This is a genomic window from Pseudomonas sp. TE3911, assembly GCF_054062775.1.
Genome location: NZ_JBSSFP010000001.1, coordinates 5,027,277 through 5,049,769, shown reverse-complemented (window position 1 = coordinate 5,049,769; position 22,493 = coordinate 5,027,277). Strand labels below are relative to the sequence as shown.

At 60.2% G+C, this 22,493-nt stretch carries 18 protein-coding genes; 15 read left to right on the top strand and 3 right to left on the bottom strand.

Annotation, left to right across the window (positions count from 1 at the left end; translation table 11 throughout):
• Window positions 1-63: 63 nt before the first annotated feature.
• From hutH (ACVWXD_RS22880) to hutG, 5 genes are all read left to right on the top strand, one after another.
• Window positions 64-1,572, top strand: a complete 1,509-nt coding sequence (gene hutH, locus ACVWXD_RS22880) for a histidine ammonia-lyase (protein WP_457371342.1) — start codon at window positions 64-66, stop codon at window positions 1,570-1,572.
• A gap of 45 nt (window positions 1,573-1,617) precedes the next feature.
• Window positions 1,618-3,156 (top strand): histidine ammonia-lyase, encoded by a 1,539-nt coding sequence (hutH, locus tag ACVWXD_RS22875; RefSeq protein ID WP_095186143.1) that lies wholly within the window; start codon window positions 1,618-1,620, stop codon window positions 3,154-3,156.
• 215 nt (window positions 3,157-3,371) lie between these two features.
• Entirely contained in the window at window positions 3,372-4,781 is a 1,410-nt protein-coding gene (locus ACVWXD_RS22870) for an amino acid permease (protein WP_032890178.1), read from the top strand.
• 15 nt (window positions 4,782-4,796) lie between these two features.
• On the top strand, window positions 4,797-6,002 hold the full coding sequence (gene hutI, locus ACVWXD_RS22865) for an imidazolonepropionase (protein ID WP_122753820.1): 1,206 nt from the start codon (window positions 4,797-4,799) through the stop codon (window positions 6,000-6,002).
• Between the two features lie 11 nt (window positions 6,003-6,013).
• Window positions 6,014-6,811, top strand: a complete 798-nt coding sequence (gene hutG / locus ACVWXD_RS22860; RefSeq protein WP_457371341.1) for an N-formylglutamate deformylase — start codon at window positions 6,014-6,016, stop codon at window positions 6,809-6,811.
• Window positions 6,812-6,868: 57 nt separating this feature from the next.
• Here hutG and ACVWXD_RS22855 read toward each other — a convergent pair whose 3' ends face one another.
• The gene (locus tag ACVWXD_RS22855) at window positions 6,869-7,375 is read right to left on the bottom strand and encodes a hypothetical protein (RefSeq protein ID WP_122764244.1); all 507 of its coding nucleotides are present in this window, start codon (window positions 7,373-7,375) and stop codon (window positions 6,869-6,871) included.
• A 360-nt stretch (window positions 7,376-7,735) separates the two neighbouring features.
• Between ACVWXD_RS22855 and choX the strand changes: the two genes are divergently transcribed.
• The 10 genes from choX (at window position 7,736) to ACVWXD_RS22805 (ending at window position 19,611) form a co-directional block, all read left to right on the top strand.
• On the top strand, window positions 7,736-8,683 hold the full coding sequence (gene choX, locus ACVWXD_RS22850) for a choline ABC transporter substrate-binding protein (protein WP_457371340.1): 948 nt from the start codon (window positions 7,736-7,738) through the stop codon (window positions 8,681-8,683).
• Window positions 8,684-8,735: 52 nt separating this feature from the next.
• Window positions 8,736-9,665: an alpha/beta hydrolase gene (locus ACVWXD_RS22845; protein WP_179179640.1), complete on the top strand. Its 930-nt coding sequence runs from the start codon at window positions 8,736-8,738 to the stop codon at window positions 9,663-9,665.
• Window positions 9,666-9,768: 103 nt separating this feature from the next.
• Complete coding sequence (gene pip, locus ACVWXD_RS22840; RefSeq protein ID WP_032890191.1) at window positions 9,769-10,740, top strand: prolyl aminopeptidase; 972 nt, start codon at window positions 9,769-9,771, stop codon at window positions 10,738-10,740.
• Complete coding sequence (dtd, locus tag ACVWXD_RS22835) at window positions 10,737-11,174, top strand: D-aminoacyl-tRNA deacylase (protein ID WP_099602003.1); 438 nt, start codon at window positions 10,737-10,739, stop codon at window positions 11,172-11,174. Before pip ends, dtd begins: the two co-directional genes overlap by 4 nt.
• 267 nt (window positions 11,175-11,441) lie before the next feature.
• Complete coding sequence (locus tag ACVWXD_RS22830; protein ID WP_311736264.1) at window positions 11,442-13,178, top strand: glucan biosynthesis protein G; 1,737 nt, start codon at window positions 11,442-11,444, stop codon at window positions 13,176-13,178.
• Window positions 13,171-15,741, top strand: a complete 2,571-nt coding sequence (mdoH, locus tag ACVWXD_RS22825) for a glucans biosynthesis glucosyltransferase MdoH (protein WP_032890196.1) — start codon at window positions 13,171-13,173, stop codon at window positions 15,739-15,741. The genes ACVWXD_RS22830 and mdoH overlap by 8 nt, the downstream gene beginning before the upstream one ends.
• A 184-nt stretch (window positions 15,742-15,925) precedes the next feature.
• Window positions 15,926-16,726 carry a transporter substrate-binding domain-containing protein gene (locus tag ACVWXD_RS22820; protein ID WP_032890197.1) on the top strand — a complete coding sequence of 267 codons (801 nt, stop codon included), beginning with the start codon at window positions 15,926-15,928 and terminating at the stop codon, window positions 16,724-16,726.
• Window positions 16,727-16,946: 220 nt separating this feature from the next.
• Window positions 16,947-17,744: a transporter substrate-binding domain-containing protein gene (locus ACVWXD_RS22815; protein WP_032890199.1), complete on the top strand. Its 798-nt coding sequence runs from the start codon at window positions 16,947-16,949 to the stop codon at window positions 17,742-17,744.
• A 180-nt stretch (window positions 17,745-17,924) separates the two neighbouring features.
• Complete coding sequence (locus tag ACVWXD_RS22810) at window positions 17,925-18,884, top strand: amino acid ABC transporter permease (RefSeq protein WP_457371339.1); 960 nt, start codon at window positions 17,925-17,927, stop codon at window positions 18,882-18,884.
• The gene (locus ACVWXD_RS22805) at window positions 18,877-19,611 is read left to right on the top strand and encodes an amino acid ABC transporter ATP-binding protein (protein WP_032890203.1); all 735 of its coding nucleotides are present in this window, start codon (window positions 18,877-18,879) and stop codon (window positions 19,609-19,611) included. Before ACVWXD_RS22810 ends, ACVWXD_RS22805 begins: the two co-directional genes overlap by 8 nt.
• A 26-nt stretch (window positions 19,612-19,637) precedes the next feature.
• On the opposite strand, the gene ACVWXD_RS22800 is transcribed toward ACVWXD_RS22805, so the two are convergent.
• Together ACVWXD_RS22800 and ACVWXD_RS22795 are read right to left on the bottom strand one after the other, a co-directional pair.
• Window positions 19,638-21,545 carry a methyl-accepting chemotaxis protein gene (locus ACVWXD_RS22800; RefSeq protein WP_163034937.1) on the bottom strand — a complete coding sequence of 636 codons (1,908 nt, stop codon included), beginning with the start codon at window positions 21,543-21,545 and terminating at the stop codon, window positions 19,638-19,640.
• 144 nt (window positions 21,546-21,689) lie between these two features.
• Entirely contained in the window at window positions 21,690-22,403 is a 714-nt protein-coding gene (locus ACVWXD_RS22795) for a methyl-accepting chemotaxis protein (protein WP_371854030.1), read from the bottom strand.
• Window positions 22,404-22,493 lie beyond the last annotated feature (90 nt).

Below are 22,493 nucleotides of genomic sequence, written 5' to 3'. Positions count from 1 at the left end.
TGTGGGAGGGGGCTTGCCCCCGATGAGGCCGGCAAAGCGGTAGAGAATATGAAGAGGTCAACCATGTCCCAGGCAGCAAAAATCATCATCGCCGACATCCCCCTGCGCTGGCAGGACGTGGTCGCCGTGGCCCGCCACGGCGCGGTGCTGGAACTCTCGGGCCAAGCCTGGGCCCGCATCGACAATGCCCAAGCCATCGTGCAGCGCATCGTCACCAGCGGCGAACGCGCGTATGGCGTGAACACCGGCCTGGGCGCGCTGTGCAACGTGTCGCTTGCGGGCGAGCAACTCAGCCAGCTGTCGCGCAATACCCTGTTGAGTCACGCCTGTGGCGTCGGCCCGGTACTGAGCGATGAGCAGACCCGGGCGATTATCTGCGCCGCGGTCATCAATTACAGTCACGGAAAATCCGGCCTGCATCCGCAGGTCGTACGTTCGTTGCTGGCGCTGCTTAACCACGGCATCACGCCACAGGTGCCGTCCCAAGGTTCGGTGGGTTACCTGACTCACATGGCCCACGTCGGTGTCGCTTTGTTGGGTGTCGGTACGGTGAGTTATCGCGGCCAGATCGTGACGGCGCAGGAAGCCTTGCAGGCAGAAGGTTTGCAGCCCGTGGTACTCGGCGCCAAAGACGGCCTGTGCCTGGTCAACGGCACGCCGTGCATGACCGGTTTGAGCTGCCTGGCCTTGGCCGACGCCCATCACTTGCTGCAGTGGGCCGACGTGATCGGCGCCATGAGTTTCGAAGCCCAGCGTGGCCAGATCGACGCCTTTGATGAAGAAATCATCGCCCTCAAGCCACACCCCGGCATGCAGCACGTTGGCGTCAACCTGCGTGCCTTGCTCGATGGCAGTGAAGTGATCGCCAGCAGCAAAGGCCTCCGCACCCAGGACGCCCTGAGCATCCGCTCGATCCCGCAGATCCACGGCGCGGTGCGCGACCAGGTGGAGCACGCCACCCGCCAGATCGAGACTGAACTCAACAGCGCCACTGACAACCCGTTGGTGCTTGGCACGCCGGACGAGTACCGCGTAGTGTCCCAGGCCAATCCGCACGGCCAGTCCGTCGCCCTGGCCGCCGATATGCTCGCCATCGCCATGGCCGAAATCGGCTCAGTTGCCGAACGCCGCCTGGACCGTTTGATCAACCCGCACGTCAGTGGCTTGCCGGCGTTCCTGGTGAGCAATCCAGGGGTCAACTCCGGAATGATGATCGTGCAATACGTCGCCGCATCACTGTGCGGGCAAAACCGCCAGCTGGCGCAACCGGCGGTGCTCGATAATTTCGTCACCTCGGGGCTGCAGGAAGACCACTTGAGCATGGGCACCAATGCCGCGCTGAAGCTGCATCAACTGCTGGCCAACGTCACCCAGATTCTTGCCATCGAGTACTTGCTGGCGGCCCAGGCCTTTGAGTTTTTGAAGGCCCAGCGTTTCGGCGCGGGTACCGACCGCGCTTGGCGATTGTTACGTGAAGTGGTCCCCGCATACGAGCAGGACCGCTGGCTGGCGCCGGACATTGCAGCTGCCGCCAAGCTGCTCAAAGACACCGCATTACCCAATGTGCACTGAACCCTTATTCAACAGAAATATTCGAAAGAACAATTCACAAGGAGTATGAATGTGACTGCGTTAAATCTGATTCCAGGCCAACTGAGCCTTGCCCAACTGCGGGCCATCTACCAGCAGCCGGTGACCCTCAGTCTGGATGACAGCGCTTCAGCCCAGATCGAAGCCAGCGTTGCCTGCGTGGAGCAGATTCTCGCTGAGAACCGCACTGCCTACGGCATCAACACCGGTTTCGGCCTGCTGGCCTCGACCCGTATCGCCAGCGAAGACCTGGAAAACCTCCAGCGTTCCCTGGTGCTGTCCCATGCCGCCGGCGTCGGTGAGCCGATCAGCGATGCGCTGGTGCGGCTGGTCATGGTGCTCAAGGTCAATAGCCTGAGCCGTGGGTTCTCCGGGATTCGTCGGCAAGTGATCGACGCGCTGATCGCGCTGATCAACGCCGAGGTTTACCCGCATATTCCGTTGAAAGGCTCGGTCGGTGCGTCCGGTGACTTGGCGCCGCTGGCCCATATGTCCCTGGTGCTGCTGGGCGAAGGCAAGGCGCGCTACAAAGGTGAATGGCTGGAAGCGACTGACGCGCTGAAAGTCGCCGGCCTCACGCCCCTGACCCTCGCGGCTAAAGAAGGCCTGGCGTTGCTCAACGGTACCCAGGTGTCCACCGCTTATGCCCTGCGCGGCCTGTTCGAAGGCGAAGACCTGTTCGCTGGCGCCCTGGCCTGTGGTGGCCTTACCGTCGAAGCAGTGTTGGGCTCGCGCTCGCCGTTCGACGCGCGTATTCATGCCGCACGCGGCCAGCGTGGGCAAATCGATTCGGCTGCCGCTTACCGCGACCTGCTCGGCGAAAGCAGCGAGGTCTCCCAGTCGCACCAGAACTGCGACAAAGTGCAAGACCCGTACTCCCTGCGCTGCCAGCCTCAGGTCATGGGCGCGTGCCTGACCCAGTTCCGCCAGGCCGCTGAAGTGCTGGTGGTCGAAGCCAACGCCGTATCGGATAACCCGCTGGTGTTCGCCGCCGAAGGCGATGTGATTTCCGGCGGTAACTTCCACGCCGAACCAGTGGCCATGGCCGCTGACAACATGGCGCTGGCCATCGCCGAAATCGGTTCCCTCAGTGAGCGTCGTATCTCGTTGATGATGGACAAACACATGTCGCAATTGCCGCCGTTCCTGGTGGGCAATGGCGGGGTGAACTCCGGTTTCATGATCGCTCAAGTGACCGCCGCCGCGCTCGCCAGCGAGAACAAGGCGCTGGCCCATCCCCACAGTGTCGACAGCATTCCGACTTCAGCCAACCAGGAAGACCATGTGTCGATGGCACCTGCTGCCGGCAAGCGCCTGTGGGAAATGGCCGAGAACACCCGTGGCATCCTCGCCGTGGAATGGCTGGCCGCGTGCCAGGGCCTGGACTTGCGCGAAGGCCTGAAAACCTCGCCGAAACTGGAAAAAGCCCGTGGCGTCCTGCGCGCCAAAGTGGGGTTCTACGACAAGGATCGCTTCTTCGCCCCGGACATCATCGCCGCCAGCGAACTGCTCGCCAGCCGCTGCCTGAATGACCTGGTGCCGGCGAAGTTGCTGCCGAGCCTGTAAGCGCCACTCGCTCTCTGTAGTGAGCGAGCTTGCCCCGCGCTGGGCTGCGTAGCAGCCCCTCCTACAGTCACCGCATTTCTCCAAGTGAAATGCGGTAGCCGGATTTGGGGCTGCTTCGCACCCCAGCGCGGGGCAAGCCCGCTCACCACAAAAAAAGCAGTTGTCATGAGCGCGGCTTTTAATTTTCTCAGGATAAAAATAATTAAGGACGAGAAATGCACCAGCAAGAAAAGGGTTTGAAACGTGGCCTCAGTGCCCGACATATTCGCTTCATGGCACTGGGGTCGGCCATCGGCACCGGGCTGTTCTACGGCTCCGCCTCGGCTATCCAGATGGCCGGCCCTGCCGTGCTGCTGGCCTACCTGATCGGCGGCGCCGCGGTTTTCATGGTGATGCGCGCCCTCGGTGAAATGGCAGTGCACAACCCGGTGTCCGGTTCCTTCGGCCAGTACGCCAGCACCTATCTGGGCCCCATGGCCGGGTTTATTCTCGGCTGGACCTACGCGTTTGAAATGATCATCGTCTGCCTCGCCGACGTCACCGCGTTCGGCATCTATATGGGCTTCTGGTTTCCCGACGTCGCGCGCTGGGTCTGGGTGCTCGGCATTGTGTTTCTGATCGGCGGCCTGAACCTGTGCAACGTCAAAGTGTTTGGCGAGATGGAGTTCTGGCTGTCGCTGCTCAAGGTCGGCGCGATTGTCGCGATGATCCTCGGCGGCTTCGGCATCATGCTGTTCGGTATCCATTCGGCGGGCGAGACCCAGGCCAGCGGCCTGAGCAACCTGTGGGCCCACGGCGGCTTTATGCCTAACGGTGTTGGCGGCCTGATCGCCTCGTTCGCGGTGGTGATGTTCGCCTTCGGCGGTATCGAAATCATCGGCATCACCGCTGGCGAAGCCAAAGACCCGCAGCGCGTAATTCCCAAGGCGATCAACGCCGTGCCGCTGCGCATCCTATTGTTCTACGTGCTGACCCTGTTTGTGCTGATGGCTATCTACCCATGGCCCCAGATCGGCAGCCAGGGCAGCCCGTTCGTGCAGATATTCAGTAACCTCGGCATAGGCTCGGCGGCGACCATTCTCAATATTGTGGTGATCTCGGCGGCAGTCTCGGCGATCAACAGTGACATCTTCGGTGCCGGGCGCATGATGTACGGCCTCGCTCAACAAGGGCAGGCGCCCAAGGGTTTTGCCCAGTTGTCCAAACAGGGCGTGCCATGGATGACCGTGGTGGTGATGGGGGCAGCGCTGCTCGGCGGCGTGCTGCTCAACTACCTGATCCCGGAAAACGTGTTCCTGGTGATTGCCTCGATTGCCACCTTCGCCACCGTGTGGGTATGGCTGATGATTCTGTTCACCCAGGTCGCCATGCGTCGCTCGATGACTAAAGAACAGGTCGCTGAGCTGAAATTCCCGGTGCCGTTCTGGCCCTATGCGCCGGCGGCGGCCATCGTATTCATGCTGTTTGTGTTTGGTGTGCTGGGTTACTTCCCGGACACCCAGGCGGCCTTGCTGGTCGGCGCCGTGTGGATCGTGCTGCTGGTCGTTGCCTACCTGCTGTGGGTCAAACCCGCCGCCGGGCAAACGGCCAACGTCCAATACGACCCGGCTGTGTCTCATCGATAACTTAGGGAGGCGTTGATGAAAACCCTTTGGCAACACTGCCACGTTGCAACCATGGCTCAAGGTAACTACTCGATCATCGAGGATGCTGCCATGGTCACTGCCGGCTCACTCATCGAGTGGATCGGCCCGCGCAGCCAAGTGCCGACGGCGGACTACGCCCAGGTGCATGACCTGCAAGGCGCGTGGGTCACTCCGGGGCTGATCGACTGCCACACCCACACGGTGTTTGGTGGCAATCGCAGTGGCGAATTCGAGCAGCGCCTTGAGGGCGTTAGCTATGCCGAGATCGCGGCCAAGGGCGGTGGTATCGCCAGCACCGTGCGCGCCACCCGCGCCGCCAGCGAGGATGAACTGTTCGACAGCGCCCGCAAGCGCCTGCGCAGTCTGCTGCGCGACGGCGTGACCACAGTGGAGATCAAATCCGGCTACGGCCTGGACCTGGCCAACGAACGCAAGATGTTGCGCGTGGCCCGGCGTCTCGGCGATGAGCTGCCGGTCAGCGTGCGCGCCACCTGCCTGGCGGCCCATGCGTTACCGCCGGAGTACAAGGACCGCGCCGACGACTACATCGAGCATATCTGCAGCGAGATGCTACCGGCCCTGGCGGCCGAAGGGCTGGTGGACGCCGTGGATGCCTTCTGCGAATACCTGGCGTTTTCCACTGAGCAAGTGGAGCGCGTGTTCAAGGTCGCCCAGCAGTTGGGCCTGCCGGTAAAACTGCACGCCGAGCAACTCTCGTCGTTGCACGGCTCCAGCCTGGCGGCGCGTTATCGCGCGTTGTCGGCGGACCACCTGGAATTCATGACCGAAGAAGACGCCATTGCCATGGCTGCATCCGGCACCGTCGCCGTGCTGCTGCCAGGGGCGTTCTACTTCCTGCGCGAAACCCAGTTGCCACCGATGGAGGCGCTGCGCAAACACGGCGTGAAAATCGCCATCGCCAGTGACCTCAACCCCGGCACCTCGCCGGCACTGTCGGTGCGCCTGATGCTCAACATGGCCTGCACTCTGTTCCGCATGACCCCGGAAGAGGCCCTGGCCGGCGTCACGCAACATGCGGCCACCGCATTGGGCATGGGCGCTACCCATGGCTCACTGGAAGTGGGCAAAGTGGCGGATTTTGTAGCGTGGCAGATTGATCGTCCCGCCGACCTCGCCTACTGGCTGGGCGGCGAGCTGGATAAACGCGTCGTGCGCCATGGCGTCGATGTCACTGTTTAAGGAGTGCTGTTGTGGATAAGGTTCTGAATTTCAAACAAGGCCGCACCCCGCTGCTGATCAGCATGCCCCACGCCGGCGTGCGTTTGACACCTGCGGTCGAGGCCGGGTTGATCCCCGAGGCGCAAAGCCTGCCGGACACCGATTGGCATATCCCCACGCTGTATGACTTTGCCGAAGAGCTCGGCGCCAGCACGCTCTCGGCGGAGTACTCGCGCTTTGTCATCGACCTCAACCGGCCGTCCGACGACAAGCCGCTGTACGCCGGCGCCACCACCGGCTTGTACCCGGCCACGCTATTTGAGGGTGTGCCGCTGTTTCGTGAAGGCCTGGAGCCCAGCGAGGCAGAACGCGCCACTTACCTGCAAAAGATCTGGGGCCCGTATCACCGCGCGCTGCAAGAGGAACTGGCGCGGCTCAAGGCCGAGTTCGGCTACGCGCTGCTGTTCGACGCACACTCGATCCGCTCTGTGATCCCGCACCTGTTCGACGGCAAACTGCCGGACTTCAACCTCGGCACCTTTAACGGGGCCGCCTGCGATCCCGAACTGGCCAGCCAGCTGGAAGCCATCTGCGCCGCCCATCCGCAGTACACCCATGTGCTGAACGGGCGCTTCAAGGGCGGCCATATCACCCGGCATTACGGCGACCCGGCGCAGGATATTCATGCGGTGCAGTTGGAGTTGTGCCAGAGCACTTATATGGAGGAGTTCGAGCCGTTCCGTTATCGCGCGGATTTGGCTGAGCGGACGCGGGTGGTGTTGAAGCAGTTGCTGGAAGGTTTTTTGGTCTGGGGACGTGGGCACTATTAAATGAAAAAATACAGATGCGATTTCCTGCTCAGAACGCGCACCTGTATTTTTCAGCTATCAGATGGAGTGTTGTCCGCTGTTTGAAAGGTAAAAGTGGCCATTGATATTAATGGGGGCTTTGTTCTCATCGAGTGTGTTGAGGTCAATGTTGCCCTCAATGGATTTAAAGTCATTACTCCATTCGTATTTGATCACCCCTGTTTTACCCAGGTAGATGAGTTCGTCTGACTTTTTCTTCTCATAGTCAATGTTCACAATTCTAAAATAGCTTGCACTGTTTATAATCGGCGCCTCAGGGGGAAGAGCTGGGAACATCTCGACCCTACCGTGTAGCTGATATCTGGGCAGGTAAATGTGTATCGCGCGTATTTCATGAGGTTTCTTGTTTGTTTCGGAGATGTCCTGAAATGCCGCTATCATCCAGCAGCTGCTACCTGAATTATCTTTGATCAGCGCGATGTTGATTTTATTGGCGAGAAAAATGTCTTTCTCGTTTGCGTATTGCACTGTTGCTTCAAAGATCTCAGTTATGGGTTTATTGCTCGGGTACGTTGGCGTGGTCATTATTGCTCTCCGGAAAGTCAGTGTCTTTCCGTAAACAGTAAAGACGCCCCTGAGAGTTGCTCTACTGTTATATATGACAGTTTTTTAGGTGAAGTAGTCATTTCAGCGTGGGTGGTTATCAGCTTTTGAATTAAGAGCGATTAACTATTCATTGGCGTGGTTCCAGAGCACCGTAGAGGGCAGTGTTCGAACCGCTCATTTATCACGCAACGGTCCGAGCCGATGACGACTGACAGTCGACACAGTGCAACTGCCGGTCGCACCCGGTCGTGTTTATCGAGGTCTTGCTGGGTAAGGTTGTGGATACGGCGCATCAGATGCCACTCCCCACAATAAAAACTGCCGAGTGAGACCGCTTTCATGAAACGACTATTCAACCGCTATCTGTTGACCCTCACCGGCGCCGTACTGCTCAGTGCGCAAGCCATGGCGGCCGAGCCGGCCTCCTGCAAGTCCATCCGAATGGGCGTGGTCAGTTGGACCGATGTGGTCGCCACCTCCGGCATGGCTGACGTGCTGCTCAACGGTTTGGGCTACGACAGCAAACAGACCAGTGCGGTGCAGCAGATTATCTTTGCCGGCATCCGCGATAAGCGCCTGGATATCTTTCTTGGCTACTGGAAACCGGCGATGGACAACAACATCGCCCCCTTCCTGGCGGCCAAACAGGTCAAGGTGCTCGACACGCCGAGCCTCGCCGACGCCCAAGCTACCCTGGCCGTGCCGCAATACGTGGCCGATGCCGGGTTGAGGACCTTCTCCGACATTGCCCGATTCAAGAACCAACTGGGTGGCAAACTCTACGGTATCGAGCCCGGCAGCGGTGCCAATACTGATATTCAGAAAATGGTCGACACCAACCGCTTCGGCCTCGGCGGCTTCAAACTGGTGGCCTCCGGTGAGGCGGGGATGTTGGCGGCGGTGCAGCGCGCTGTAAATCGCAAGGAGTTCGTGGTGTTTGTCGGTTGGACCCCGAACCCGATGAACCTCAATATGAAAATGACCTACCTCACCGGCAGCGAAGACGTATTCGGTCTCGACGAAGGCCGCGCTACCGTCTCCACCGTGACGGCGCCGGACTTTGCCGAACGCTGCCCAAATGTCCATCGACTCTTGGAAAACCTCACCTTCACCGCTGCCCAAGAGAGCCAGTTGATGGTGCCGATCATGGCGCGCCAGTCGCCCCAGGACGTGGCTAAACAGTGGTTGCGCGACCATCCGCAGGATTTGCAGCGCTGGCTGGCAGGTGTTACAGCGTTTGATGGCCGCGATGGCGTGGCGGCAGTGCTGGCAAGCCTCAAACCCTAAGCCAAATGCAGTCCCTTCCTCCTTGAACCTGCTGTGCTAGAGATCATTGTGCATGTACCCAATTTCCCCACGGCTTGCCGCCTTCGTCGAAAAGACCGCTTCCTTCACCGGCGACGATCCATCGCTGGCCGGCATACGCCAGAGCTACGAGCGCATGTGCCAAGCGTTCACCCCACCCATGCCGGACGGCTTGCAGGTGTCTGACTTTCCCCTCGCAGGCGTTGGCGTGCGCAGCTACCTCCCCCCGTCAGCCCCACCGGCCGATGGTTGGCCCTGCCTCCTTTATATGCACGGCGGCGGATGGGTAGTCGGCGGCCTGGATTCCCACGACTTTATTTGCTTCGAATTGGCCAGTGCGTTGAACGTTTTGGTGATCGCCATCGACTACCGCCTTGCCCCGGAACACCCGTTCCCCGCGGCCTATCAAGATTGCCGCGCCGTGTGGCGGGCGATCCAGTCGGGGGAGGGGCCGCACGCCATTAACCTGCAACGTATTGTCGTGATGGGTGACAGTGCCGGTGGCAATCTGGCCGCTGCGCTGTGCCTGGGGCTGCGCGACGCCCGTGAACCGTTGCCCCGCGCCCAAGTGTTGATTTACCCCGGCCTTGGTGGCACGGCTGACTTACCCTCGCGCCGAGATTGCATGGCCGCACCCTTGCTCAGCACCGCTGATGCGGAGCACTACCTGGCGCTTTACCTGCGCGGATCGGGCAAGGATTCACCCTATGCCATGCCGCTGCTGGCCCAGGATTACTGTGGATTGCCCAAGGCATTGATCGCCGTCGCCCAATTCGACCCGTTGCGCGACGACGGCATGTTGTATGCCGAGCGACTGCAAGCGGCGGGCGTGACCACGGTGCTTTATCCGGGAAAGGGCCTGGTCCATGGCTGTTTGCGCGCACGAGGCCAAGTGGCGGAGGTGGACCAATTGTTCGACTATCTGCTGAATTACCTGCGGGGCGAAGGGCTGACACAGGTCTAAGCGCTCAAGGACATGCTCATTGCACAATTCGGGTTTATAGTGCCAGACGGCAAAATAAAAGACGTCCCCTCAGGGATGAACCCGACCCCCTACGGAGCGCGCAATGCAGACTTGGTACCCGCAGATCAAACCCTACGCCCGGCACGATCTGGCAGTCGATGACACCCACACCCTGTATGTCGATGAAAGTGGCTCCCCCGAAGGCTTGCCTGTCGTCTTTATCCACGGGGGCCCTGGTTCCGGTTGCGACGCCCAGAGTCGCTGCTATTTCGATCCTAATCTGTACCGCATTGTCACCTTCGACCAGCGTGGTTGCGGGCGCTCCACGCCCCGCGCCAGTCTGGAAAACAACACCACCTGGGACTTGGTCGCCGACCTTGAGCGTATCCGCGAGCACCTGGGCATCGACAAATGGGTGTTGTTCGGCGGCTCTTGGGGCTCGACCCTGGCTCTGGCCTACGCGCAAACCCACCCTGAGCGTGTGCATGGCCTGATCGTGCGCGGCATTTTCCTGGCCCGACCGCAGGACATCGAATGGTTTTACCAAACCGGCGCCAGCCGCTTGTTCCCGGATTACTGGCAGGACTACCTAGCGCCGATTCCTGCGGACGAGCGTCACGATATGATTGCCGCCTACCATAAGCGCCTGACCGGTAACGACCAGATCGCCCAGATGCACGCGGCCAAAGCCTGGTCCGGCTGGGAAGGTCGCATGCTGGGCCTGTGCCCAAGCCCACAGCATGTGGAGCGTTTTTCCGAGCCGCAGCGCGCCCTGTCCATCGCGCGGATTGAATGCCACTACTTCACCAATAATTCCTTTCTGGAACCCAACCAGCTGATTCGCGATATGCACAAGATCGCCCATCTGCCTGGCGTAATCATCCACGGCCGCTACGATATGATCTGTCCGCTGGATAACGCGTGGGAGCTGCATCAGGCTTGGCCGAACAGCGAACTGCAGGTGATCCGCGAGGCGGGCCATGCGGCGTCCGAGCCCGGCATTACCGATGCATTGGTGCGCGCGACCGGTGAGATGGCACGGCGCCTGCTTGATCTACCGCCAGAAGAAGCATGAAGGGCCTGTTGCAACGGGTGTGTGGCGCCCGTGTCGAGGTCGAGGGTGAAGTCGTCGGTGCCATCGACCAGGGATTGCTGGTACTGGTGGCCGTTGAGCCTTCAGATACGCCGGAGAGCGCCGATAAGTTGCTGCACAAATTGCTCAACTACCGTGTGTTCAGCGACGACGAGGGCAAGATGAACCTGTCGCTCAAGGACATCGGCGGTGGTTTGCTGCTGGTGTCGCAGTTTACGTTGGCGGCGGATACCAAGAGCGGGCTGCGGCCAAGCTTCTCCACAGCGGCCCCGCCGGCCCTGGGAGCGGCGCTTTTTGATCACCTGCTGGTACAAGCGCAACAATTGCATGGCAAGGTGGCGTCGGGGCGTTTTGGTGCCGATATGCAGGTGCATTTGGTCAATGATGGCCCTGTGACCTTTCTGTTACAGACCTGAATGTATTAAAAACGACTTTTAATGCCTAAAAACGCAGGATTTCGCTACAAATACTTCGCTGCCCCTGATGCGTTGTCTCGCGGGCTACTAGATAATCGCGCGCTACGGGGATCAGCGTTGTTTGGTCCATTTTTGATTTAGGTAGAGACTTGTCCGACATCCATTGGGGAATCATTTTGACCCAGGGGAGTCGGAACAATGCTCGCCAACCTGGCATATAGATAGCTGGCCGTTGGTTTTTTGATCTGTTTTCGGCGAGGGTTGCTCGTGATTGTTAGTCCCTGTAATGCACCAAAATTGTCTGCCAAACGGTTACGAAACGCACTGGTAACGGGCTCAGCCCTGTTTTGCCTGTTCGGCGCGGGTCAGCTGTGGGCATTCAGTCTGGATGATGTGTCGGCCAAGGCAAAAGAGCTGGCTGGGCAGAAATACGAAGCTCCGCGCAGCAATCTGCCGAACGAATTTCGCGAAATGAAGTTCGCGGACTACCAGAAGATTCGTTTCCGCAACGAAAAAGCCGAATGGGCCGATCAGAACACCCCGTTCAAGCTGTCCTTCTATCACCAGGGTATGCATTTCGATACACCGGTGAAAATCAACGAAGTCACCGCTGACAGCGTGCAGGAAATCAAATACGACCCGTCGCGTTTCGATTTCGGCGATGTGAAGTTTGATCCGAAAGCAACCGAACAACTGGGTTATGCCGGTTTCCGTGTCTTGTTCCCGATCAACAAGAGCGACAAGCAAGACGAAATCATGACCATGCTCGGCGCGAGCTATTTCCGTGTCGTCGGCAAGGACCAGGTGTATGGCCTGTCCGCCCGTGGCATGGCGATCGATACTGCGTTGCCGTCTGGTGAAGAGTTCCCGCGTTTTACCGAGTTTTGGATCGAACGTCCAAAACCGGGTGACAAGCACCTGGTGATCTTTGCCCTGCTCGATTCCCCTCGTGCGACCGGCGCCTATCGCCTGATCCTGCGTCCGGGCACCGACACCGTTGTCGATGTGAAATCCCAGATGTTCCTGCGCGACAACGTCAGCAAGTTGGGCGTTGCACCGCTGACGAGCATGTTCCTGTTCGGCGCAAACCAGCCGTCCAAGGTGCTCAACTACCGTCGCGAACTGCACGACTCCAGCGGTCTGTCGATCCATGCCGGTAACGGTGAGTGGATCTGGCGCCCACTGAACAATCCTAAACACCTGTCGGTCAGCAACTTCACCGTAGAGAACCCGCGTGGTTTCGGCCTGCTGCAACGCGGCCGCAACTTCAGCCACTACGAAGACCTGGACGACAACTACGACAAGCGCCCAAGCGCCTGGATCGAGCCTGAAGGTGATTGGGGCAAGGGTTCCGTCGATCTGGTCGAGATCCCGACCGCCGACGAAACCAACGACAACATCGTTGCCTTCTGGAGCCCGGCTGTACTGCCGAAAGTCGGCGAGCCGCTGGAAGTCGCCTACCGCCTGCACTGGACTCTGGACGACGCCGCTTTCCACTCGCCGGACAGCGCTTGGGTCAAGCAGACCCTGCGTTCCACGGGTGATGTGAAACAGTCCAACCTGATCCGTCAGCCTGATGGCAGCGTCGCCTACCTGGTGGACTTTGAAGGCCCGTCCCTGAAGAAACTCCCGCCGGACGCCCCGGTGCGCAGCCAGGTGAGCGTGGGTGACAACGCTGAAGTGGTAGAAAACAGCGTGCGTTACAACGAACACACCAAAGGCTGGCGTTTGACCCTGCGCATGAAGATCAAAGACGCAGGCAAACCGACCGAAATGCGTGCTGCCCTGGTTCAGGATATCCCGCAGCCAGAGCCGGAGAAGGTTTCGACCCAGGTGCTCAAGGCTGACAAGGTCCTGGCCAAGCAACACGAGAAACAGGCCAAGAAAGACGCGAAAGACAAGGAAGCCAAGCAGCCAGAAGCTGCCCCAGCCACACCGGAGCCGATCAAGACCGAGCAAGTCCTGACCGAAACCTGGAGCTATCAGTTGCCTGCCGATGAGTAATTCTCAAGTCCAGCCAGAAACTCTGTCCGAGTATCTGGCGCATCTCCCGATGACCGCTGAGCAGCGCGCCGAACTGGCGGGCTGCACATCCTTCACCGAGTTGCACGAGCGTTTGTCGTCCGCAACCTTTGACGCGCCCGTCGACGCCGCCCAGGCGTCGGTTGGCCGCCGCTTGACCCTTAGCACCGCCGAGGAGCTGCAAGACGCCGAAATGCTGGCGCTCGACGCCAGCGGTCGCGTGTGCCTCAAGGCCACGCCACCGATTCGGCGCACCCGTGTGGTGCCGGAGCCTTGGCGTACCAATATCCTGGTGCGCGGCTGGCGCCGCCTCACCGGCCGCAGCAATCCGCCGGCACCGCCGAAAGATGAGCGCGTATTGCCGGCCGCGCGCTGGCGTACCGTGGGTTCGATCCGTCGCTACATCTTGCTGGTGCTGATGCTTGGCCAGACCATCGTTGCTGGCTGGTACATGAAAGGCATCATGCCGTACCAGGGCTGGTCGCTGGTTGACTTCGACGAGATCCGCAACCAGACCCTGCTGCAAACCGCTACTCAGGTACTGCCTTACGCGCTGCAAACCAGCATCCTGATCATGTTCGGGATCTTGTTCTGCTGGGTGTCGGCCGGTTTCTGGACCGCCTTGATGGGCTTTCTGGAACTGCTTACCGGACACGATAAATATCGTATCTCCGGTAAAAGTGCCGGCGACGAGCCGATTCCGAAAGACGCCCGTACCGCGCTGGTGATGCCGATTTGCAACGAAGACGTGCCGCGTGTATTCGCCGGTTTGCGTGCGACGTTTGAGTCTGTGGCCGCTACCGGTGACCTGGACCGCTTCGACTTTTTCGTGCTCAGCGACAGTAATGACGCCGACATCTGCATCGCCGAACAGCAAGCCTGGCTCGACGTGTGCCGCGAGGCCGGTGGTTTCGGCAAGATCTTCTATCGCCGCCGTCGCCGTCGCGTAAAGCGCAAGAGCGGCAACCTCGACGACTTCTGCCGTCGCTGGGGCGGTGACTATAAGTACATGGTCGTGCTCGACGCCGACTCCGTGATGAGCGGCGAATGCCTGACCAGCCTGGTGCGCTTGATGGAAGCCACGCCGGATGCCGGGATTATCCAGACCGCGCCCCGTGCGTCGGGCATGGACACCCTGTATGCGCGCATGCAGCAATTCGCCACTCGTGTGTACGGCCCGCTGTTTACCGCCGGCCTGCACTTCTGGCAGTTGGGCGAATCCCACTACTGGGGTCACAACGCGATCATCCGCATGAAGCCGTTCATCGAGCACTGCGCCCTGGCGCCGTTGCCGGGTAAAGGCGCGTTCGCCGGCTCCATCCTGTCCCACGACTTCGTTGAAGCTGCGCTGATGCGCCGTGCCGGCTGGGGCGTGTGGATTGCCTACGACCTGCCTGGCAGCTACGAAGAACTGCCGCCGAACCTGCTGGACGAACTCAAGCGTGACCGTCGCTGGTGCCACGGTAACCTGATGAACTTCCGCCTGTTCCTGGTTAAAGGCATGCACCCGGTGCACCGCGCGGTGTTCCTGACCGGCGTGATGTCCTACCTGTCGGCACCGTTGTGGTTTCTGTTCCTGGTGTTGTCCACAGCCTTGCTGGCGGTGAACACGCTGATGGAGCCGCAGTACTTCATGGCTCCCCGCCAGCTGTACCCGCTGTGGCCGCAATGGCATCCGGACAAGGCGGTGGCGCTGTTCTCCACCACCATCGTGTTGCTGTTCCTGCCTAAGTTGCTGAGCATCATCCTGATCTGGGCCAAGGGCGCGAAAGAGTTCGGTGGCAAGTTCAAGGTGACCTTGTCGATGCTGCTGGAGATGCTGTTTTCAATGCTGCTGGCGCCTGTGCGCATGATCTTCCACACCCGTTTCGTTCTTGCCGCGTTCCTCGGCTGGGCCGCGACCTGGAACTCGCCACAGCGTGACGACGATTCCACGCCGTGGAGTGAAGCGGTCAAGCGGCACGGTCCGCAAACCGTGCTGGGCTTCCTGTGGGCGCTGCTGGTGGTGTGGCTGAACCCAAGCTTCCTGTGGTGGCTGGTGCCGATCGTGGGTTCGCTGATGCTGTCGATCCCGGTGTCGGTGATCTCCAGCCGTGTCAAGCTGGGCCTCAAGTCCCGTGACGAGAGCCTGTTTCTGATTCCTGAGGAGTACAACCCGCCGCAAGCCCTGCTGTCGACGGAGAAGTACACCCATGAAAACCGTTGGCACGCCCTCAATGACGGGTTCGTGCGTTCGGTGGTTGATCCTCAGCAGAACGCCCTGGCCTGCGCCCTGGCGACCTCGCGTCACCGTGAGGCTGAGCCTATCGAGTACCTGCGTATCGAACGTGTTCGTCACGCGTTGAAAGTCGGCCCGGCCGGCCTCAACAACGGTGAGCGTCTGGCGTTGCTCAGTGATCCGGTGGCCCTTGCCCGCCTGCACGAGCAGGTCTGGAGCGAAGGACATGCCGAGTGGCTCGCCGCTTGGCGTGATTCGATCAAGGCCGACCCGCACGCGCCGTTGCTACCGCTGCAACCGCTGTCCTCCCAGGCCCAACCGGCCTGATTCAGACACCCCCGAGGGCTCACCTCGGGGGTGTTCGAAGCGCTGGTCCTACAGCGTTTCCCGCCTCTTCTTTGTCTTCCTGACGCCCTGTTATTTCGAAACAAAAGACCCTCGTCCGAGGCGTATTTGCGTGCCCGCGACTAGGTTAGGATCGCCCCCCAATTTTCTTGGCTGCGAGGGATTCATGCTCAAAAGGTATTGTTCGGCATTGCTTATCAGCGCTGCTGCATTGATTCAAATCAGCCAGGTGCACGCGGGTGCGATTGACGACGCCGTCCGGCGTGGTGTGCTCAAGGTTGGCACCACCCCCACCTATATCCCTTTCGAAATGACCGATAAACAGGGGCGCATTGTCGGCTTTGAAATTGACCTGCTCAACGTGATGAGCCAGGCGCTGGGGGTGGAACTTGAACTGGTCGTGATGCCCTACACCGAACTGTTGCCGGGCTTGCTGGCGAAAAAATTCGACTTGATCGGCAGTGGTATGACTGTCACTCAGGAGCGCAACTTAAGGCTGAACTTCAGTGACGCTTTCATCGTGGTGGGCCAGAGCGTACTGCTGCACCCCCGTCTGGCGGGCAAGGTCAGCAGTATTGAAGACCTGGACGATGCCGGCTACAGAATCGCTGTCACTGAGGGCACCACCGGCAAAGCAGCGGCTCAACGGTTTTTGGGGGCGGCCCGACTGAGTAGTTTTGCCACGCCGGAGGAAGGGGTTCGCCAGGTCGTGGCGGGGGAGGCCGATGCCTTTATCCATGACGCACCCTACAACCTGATCGCGGTGAACCGGGCGGAGAACGGCACGCTGCTGGCGCTGGAGCAACCGTTTACATTCGAACCCTTGGCGTTTGGCGTAAAAAAGGGCGATTTCGACAGCATTAACTGGATCAACCATTTCTTGAACCAGGTGGCCCAGGATGGGACCTATGATCGGCTGCATGACAAGTGGTTCAAAGACACCACCTGGCTGGCAGAACTCGACTGAAAGTCATAACTGCTTACATATCAACCCATTGCCGTGTCAGGTTGCGCAAGTGTCTACCCCTGCGGTTGACCGCAGCGTCGTGGGTCTTTTCCTACATACCCTGATAACAATTGCCCGTGAAACCTTTGTGACGGGCAACGAGTGGGTTAGGATCGCACCCCGAAATGGTGCAGCCCTTTTTGCGCGCCGACCTTATAAGAATCGTTCAGGGGACTTGATGATGAAAAAGTATCTTTCGATGCTGCTGCTTGGCGTCACCGCGCTGGTCGCGGCCAATGCGGCCCAGGCTGGCGCCATCGACGATGCGGTCAAGCGCGGCACGCTGAAAGTCGGCATGGATCCGACCTACATGCCGTTCGAGATGACAGACAAGCGCGGTGAGATCATCGGCTTCGAAGTTGACATCCTCAAGGCCATGGCCAAGTCCATGGGCGTCAAGCTGGAGCTGGTTTCCACGGGTTATGACGGCATCATCCCAGCGTTCCTGACCGGCAAATTCGACATGATCGGCAGCGGCATGACCCTGACCCAGGAGCGCAACCTGCGCCTGAACTTCAGCGAACCCTTCATCGTGGTCGGCCAGACCCTGCTGATTCGCAAGGACCTGGAAGGCACCATCAAGTCCTACAAAGACCTGAACGACGAGAAATACCGCCTGACCTCCAAGCTTGGCACCACCGGTGAAATGGTCGCCAAGAAGCTGATCTCCAAAGCCAAGTACCACGGCTATGACAACGAGCAGGAAGGCGTGCTGGACGTAGTCAACGGCAAGGCCGATGCCTTTGTGTATGACGCACCGTACAACGTGGTTGCCGAGAAGAAAGTCGGCAACGGCAAGCTGGTGTTCCTGGACGAACCCTTCACCTTCGAGCCATTGGCGTTTGGCCTGAAGAAAGGTGATTACGACAGCATCAACTTCATCAACAACTTCCTGCACCAGATCAAGAACGACGGCACCTACGATCGCATTCATGACAAGTGGTTCAAGAGCTCAGAGTGGCTCAAGGACATGGAATAAAGGCTGTCCTGTAGTGAGCGGGCTTGCCCCGCGTTGGGGGGCGAAGCCGCCCTAAATCCAGACGCAGCGGTGTTTCAGAAATACCGAGGCGCATGATTTTGGGGCGGCTTGCCCCCAGCGCGGGGCAAGCCCGCTCACTACACAAAGGCGCATGCCTTCGAATTTTTTGGATGTCGAGTAATGAAACAGAAAAAAGCCCAATGGCCCTGGCACCTGCTGACCGTGGTCGTGCTGGTCGGCCTGGCCGGCGCCTTGTACTACGCTACCTCGCTGATGTCCTACGAATGGCGCTGGAACCGCGTGCCGCAATACTTCGCCTACCAGGCCGAAGAAGCACAGCGTGCAGCGGACATCTCCACCGTCATTGAGCTGGTTCGTAACGGCGACGTCGCCGAAGTGACCCTGCGCAACGACGCTGGCAACGAGCAAAAGGTGACGGTTGCCGACAACAATCTGCAAGTGGCGCGCGGTGATGACGTGGCCGAAGGCGATGTCATTGGTGTGAATCGTCATTGGGCGTTGGGCCCGCTGATGTGGGGGTTGTGGACCACGCTGTGGCTGTCGGTGGTTTCCGGGATTTTGGGCCTGGCGATTGGCCTTGCCACCGGTTTGTGCCGACTTTCCAACAACCCGACCTTGCGTGATCTGTCGACGATCTACGTCGAACTGGTACGTGGCACCCCGCTGCTGGTGCAAATCTTCATTTTCTATTTCTTCATTGGCACGGTGCTCAACCTGTCACGGGAATTTGCCGGGATCGCCGCGCTGTCGCTGTTCACCGGCGCCTATGTGGCCGAAATCGTTCGCGCCGGCGTGCAGTCCATCACCCGCGGGCAGAACGAAGCCGCGCGCTCCTTGGGCCTGAGTGCCAGCCAGTCGATGCGCCATGTGGTGCTGCCGCAAGCCTTCAAGCGCGTACTGCCGCCCTTGGCAGGGCAATTCATCAGCTTGGTGAAAGACACGTCCCTGGTCTCGGTGATCGCCATTACCGAACTGCTCAAGAGCGGTCGCGAAGTCATCACGACCTCGTTCTCGCCGTTTGAAATCCTGTTCTGCGTCGCAGGCCTGTACCTGCTGATCAACCTGCCGCTGTCGAAAATGGCCAGCCGGCTTGAGCGGAGGCTCGCCCAAAGTGATTGAAGTCCGCGATCTGGTAAAAGTCTTCGACACCCGTGGTCATGTAGTGCGTGCGGTAGACCATGTGACCACCCAGGTGGCCAAGGGCGAAGTGCTGGTGGTGATCGGCCCGTCCGGCTCCGGCAAGTCGACTTTCCTGCGTTGCCTCAATGGTCTGGAAGAGTTCGACTCGGGCTCGGTGAGCATCGACGGCCTGCAACTGGCCGACCCGAAAACCGACGTGAACGCCTATCGTCGTGAAGTCGGCATGGTGTTCCAGCACTTCAACCTGTTCCCCCACATGACCGTGTTGGAGAACCTGTGCCTGGCGCAAAAAGTCGTGCGCAAGCGCGGCAAGCAAGAGCGCGAAGCCAAGGCCTTGGCCCTGCTGGAAAAGGTCGGCATTGCACAGAAGGCCAACGAGTTCCCATCACGCCTGTCCGGCGGCCAGCAACAACGGGTGGCGATCGCCCGGGCGCTGGCGATGGAGCCCAAGGTGATGCTGTTCGACGAGCCCACCTCGGCCCTCGACCCGGAAATGGTCGGCGAAGTGCTGGACGTGATGAAGACCTTGGCTCTGGAAGGCATGACGATGGTCTGCGTTACCCACGAAATGGGCTTCGCCCGCGAAGTGGCGGACCGTGTGTTGTTCTTCGATCACGGCAAGTTGTTGGAAGATGCGGCACCGGCCGAGTTTTTTGATTCGCCAAAAGACCCGCGTGCCCAAGCGTTCCTGCGTCAGGTTCTGTAAGCCCAAGGCCACTGAAACCGGGAGGTTCATATCTTGAACCTCCCTACGCACTGCTGCAGATCCGTTCCCAGTCGCGCCAACTCGATACTCGCCGCCGCCGTCTGTTCGCTGGCGGCAGCGGTTTGCTCCGAGGCATCGCGGACCTTCAAGACGCTGCGATTGATCTCTTCGGCCACCGCGCTTTGCTCCTCGGCCGCTGCGGCAATCTGCGGGTTCATTTCCTGGATGATGGCCACGGTGCGGGCGATCTCCGTCAGGGCGTCCCCGGCGTTGCGAGTCAGGCCGACGCTGTTGTCGGTCAGCGTGCGGCTGTAGTCCATGATGTCGGCCGCCTGTTGGGTGCCCCTGTGCAGGCCACCAATCAACTCTTCGATTTCTTCGGCGGACTGCTGGGTCCGCCGGGCGAGGCTGCGCACTTCATCGGCGACCACGGCGAAGCCCTGGCCTGCCTCACCGGCCCGTGCGGCTTCAATCGCGGCATTGAGCGCCAGCAGGTTGGTCTGCTGCGACACGGACTTGATCACGTCCAGCACGCTGCCGATTTTCTGGCTTTCCCGTTGCAGCCCCAACATGGCTTCGCTTGAGCGAGCCATCTCATGGGCCAGGTGTTCAATTTGTGCCACGGCATCCGTGACCACCTGATCGCCCAGTTCAGCCTGCTGATTGGCCTGGCCGGCGGCAATCGATGCTTGCTCGGCGTGGCGCGCCACTTCCTGGGCGGTGGCCAGCATCTGGTTCATGGCCGTCGCCACCTGCTCGGTTTCATCGCGCTGATTATTCACCCCGGCGCGGGTTTGCTCAGTGACGGCAGAGAGCTCTTCGGCGGCGCTGGCGATTTGCCGTGCGTTGTCGCTGATGTTGCCAACCAACCCCCGTAGGTTCAGCGTCATTTGGCTCATGCTGCGTTGCAACTGGCCCAGTTCATCGCGGCGCTGTGACTGCACTTCGTTGCTCAGATCACCCTCGGCAATGCGGTTGGCCACCATGAGCGCCTTGCGCAGCGGGTGCACGATTTGTCCGGCAATCACCCAGGCGGCCAAGGCGCCGAAGAGCACCGCGGCAGCCGCAATACCCAAGGTCTGGGTGCGGGCTTGGTCGGCTTCTCTGTCGCGTCGCTGGGTCTGATCCTGGCTCAAGAGGTCACTCTGCGCGAGCAACTGATCCAACTGCTGCTCCAACTGGTTCTGGCTACTTTCGGTTGTGAGTTGGGTGTCTTTAAGGCGGGTCAGCTGGGTGCGGATACTGAGCACGGCGTTTTTCATCGCGTCACTGTCGACCGCCAGTTTGGCCACTTCAGCCTGGGCGAGTTCGAGGCTGCGTTCTGCGTCAACCACGGCTTGTCCATACGCATCCAGCGAACTTGAAGCCCAAGCCGGGCTCTTGGCACGGTCCTCGGCCTGTTCCATGGCCTGGCGTAGGTTTTCGACGGCATCCAGGGCTTTTTCATCTTCCTGATCAGGCAAGTCGCTAGCCAGTTGTGCCAGAACATCGCCGGCCCGCGTGGTGCTCTGTGTCAGCTGTTCCCGGGCACTTTCGCGTTTTTCCACCAGCGCGGGCACGCCCTTGAGTGTGGATTTGAACGTGGCAGACATCCGCGTCATCTCCTGCAGATATTGAATGGCTTTCGGCACCTTAAGTCGGTTGGACAGCTCCGCCAGGGCCTTGTCGACTTTCTCCATACTCGCGCTCAATCGACTGAGGCTTTCGGCGTCGTCCAGGGTGCGATAGAGGATTCTGTCGGTGCGCAGTTCTTCGCCAGCCACCGCCAGTTGTGCCAGCACGCTCAGCGTTTGTGATCGGTAAAGGGACGCCGCTAATGCTTGCCAGCCGGTCACGGCAATGACAAGGCTCAGGGCCAGTACCAGGGCAAAGCCCAGGGCCAATTTGAGGGTGACACTGGCGTTACCCAGCAGGTGAGTCATTCGACGAAGCATGATTAACCTCCGACAAGTGCGTGAGCACACTGAACTGACCTGAACGCTAGTGTCTTTGAAGATCGGGAGGGGCTGATAAACGTGTAGGAAGTTTCATAGATTGCAGGCGGCGACCCAGGACAGGTCGCCGCGCGGGGAGGGAGGTCAGACTCGGAAGCGACCCACCAGTGCTTGCAGATGCGTGCCCAGGCGCGCCAGTTCGGTGCTCGACGCGGCGGTTTCTTCACTGGCCGCAGCCGTCTGCTCCGAGACATCGCGCACGTTCAGCACGCTGCGGTTGATCTCTTCCGCCACAGCGCTTTGCTGTTCGGCGGCGGTGGCGATCTGGGAGTTCATCGTCTGGATAGTCGAGACCGTGCGGGTGATGTTCTCCAATGCGCTGCCGGCACGGCGGGTCAGCTCGACGCTGCTGTCGGTGAGGCTGCGACTGTTGTCCATGATGGTCGCCACCTGTTGGGTGCCGCTCTGCAGGCCGGCAATCAGCTCTTCGATCTCTTCGGTGGACTTCTGCGTGCGCTGGGCCAGGCTACGCACTTCATCGGCCACCACCGCGAAGCCACGTCCGGCTTCACCGGCGCGGGCGGCTTCGATTGCGGCGTTGAGGGCCAGCAGGTTGGTTTGCTGGGCCACGGATTTGATCACGTCGAGCACGCTGCCGATCTTGTCGCTTTCCCGTTTAAGGTCGCCCATGGCGACTGTGGAATTGCCGACCTCAGTGGCCAGGCGCTCGATCTGGGCGATGGCTTCACCGACCACCTTGTCGCCTTCGCGGGCCTGCTGGTCAGCCGCTGCGGCGGCCTCGGAGGCTTCTTCGGCGTTGCGCGCGACTTCCTGCACGGTCGCGGCCATCTCGTTCATGGCGGTGGCTACTTGGTCGGTCTCGACCTTCTGGCTGTTGACCCCGGCGCTGGTCTGTTCGGTGACAGCCGACAGTTGCTCGGCAGCGCT

Bases quoted from the DNA above. Each gene is read 5' to 3' on its own strand.
- ACVWXD_RS22795 (WP_371854030.1), bottom strand. From the start codon at position 22,403: ATGAACGAGATGGCCGCGACCGTGCAGGAAGTCGCGCGCAACGCCGAA.
- dtd (WP_099602003.1), top strand. From the start codon at position 10,737: ATGAAGGGCCTGTTGCAACGGGTGTGTGGCGCCCGTGTCGAGGTCGAG.
- hutH (WP_457371342.1), top strand. From the start codon at position 64: ATGTCCCAGGCAGCAAAAATCATCATCGCCGACATCCCCCTGCGCTGG.
- choX (WP_457371340.1), top strand. From the start codon at position 7,736: ATGAAACGACTATTCAACCGCTATCTGTTGACCCTCACCGGCGCCGTA.
- ACVWXD_RS22845 (WP_179179640.1), top strand. From the start codon at position 8,736: ATGTACCCAATTTCCCCACGGCTTGCCGCCTTCGTCGAAAAGACCGCT.
- hutH (WP_095186143.1), top strand. From the start codon at position 1,618: ATGAATGTGACTGCGTTAAATCTGATTCCAGGCCAACTGAGCCTTGCC.
- ACVWXD_RS22855 (WP_122764244.1), bottom strand. From the start codon at position 7,375: ATGACCACGCCAACGTACCCGAGCAATAAACCCATAACTGAGATCTTT.
- ACVWXD_RS22800 (WP_163034937.1), bottom strand. From the start codon at position 21,545: ATGCTTCGTCGAATGACTCACCTGCTGGGTAACGCCAGTGTCACCCTC.
- hutI (WP_122753820.1), top strand. From the start codon at position 4,797: ATGAAAACCCTTTGGCAACACTGCCACGTTGCAACCATGGCTCAAGGT.
- ACVWXD_RS22870 (WP_032890178.1), top strand. From the start codon at position 3,372: ATGCACCAGCAAGAAAAGGGTTTGAAACGTGGCCTCAGTGCCCGACAT.
- ACVWXD_RS22820 (WP_032890197.1), top strand. From the start codon at position 15,926: ATGCTCAAAAGGTATTGTTCGGCATTGCTTATCAGCGCTGCTGCATTG.
- ACVWXD_RS22810 (WP_457371339.1), top strand. From the start codon at position 17,925: ATGAAACAGAAAAAAGCCCAATGGCCCTGGCACCTGCTGACCGTGGTC.
- pip (WP_032890191.1), top strand. From the start codon at position 9,769: ATGCAGACTTGGTACCCGCAGATCAAACCCTACGCCCGGCACGATCTG.
- ACVWXD_RS22815 (WP_032890199.1), top strand. From the start codon at position 16,947: ATGAAAAAGTATCTTTCGATGCTGCTGCTTGGCGTCACCGCGCTGGTC.
- mdoH (WP_032890196.1), top strand. From the start codon at position 13,171: ATGAGTAATTCTCAAGTCCAGCCAGAAACTCTGTCCGAGTATCTGGCG.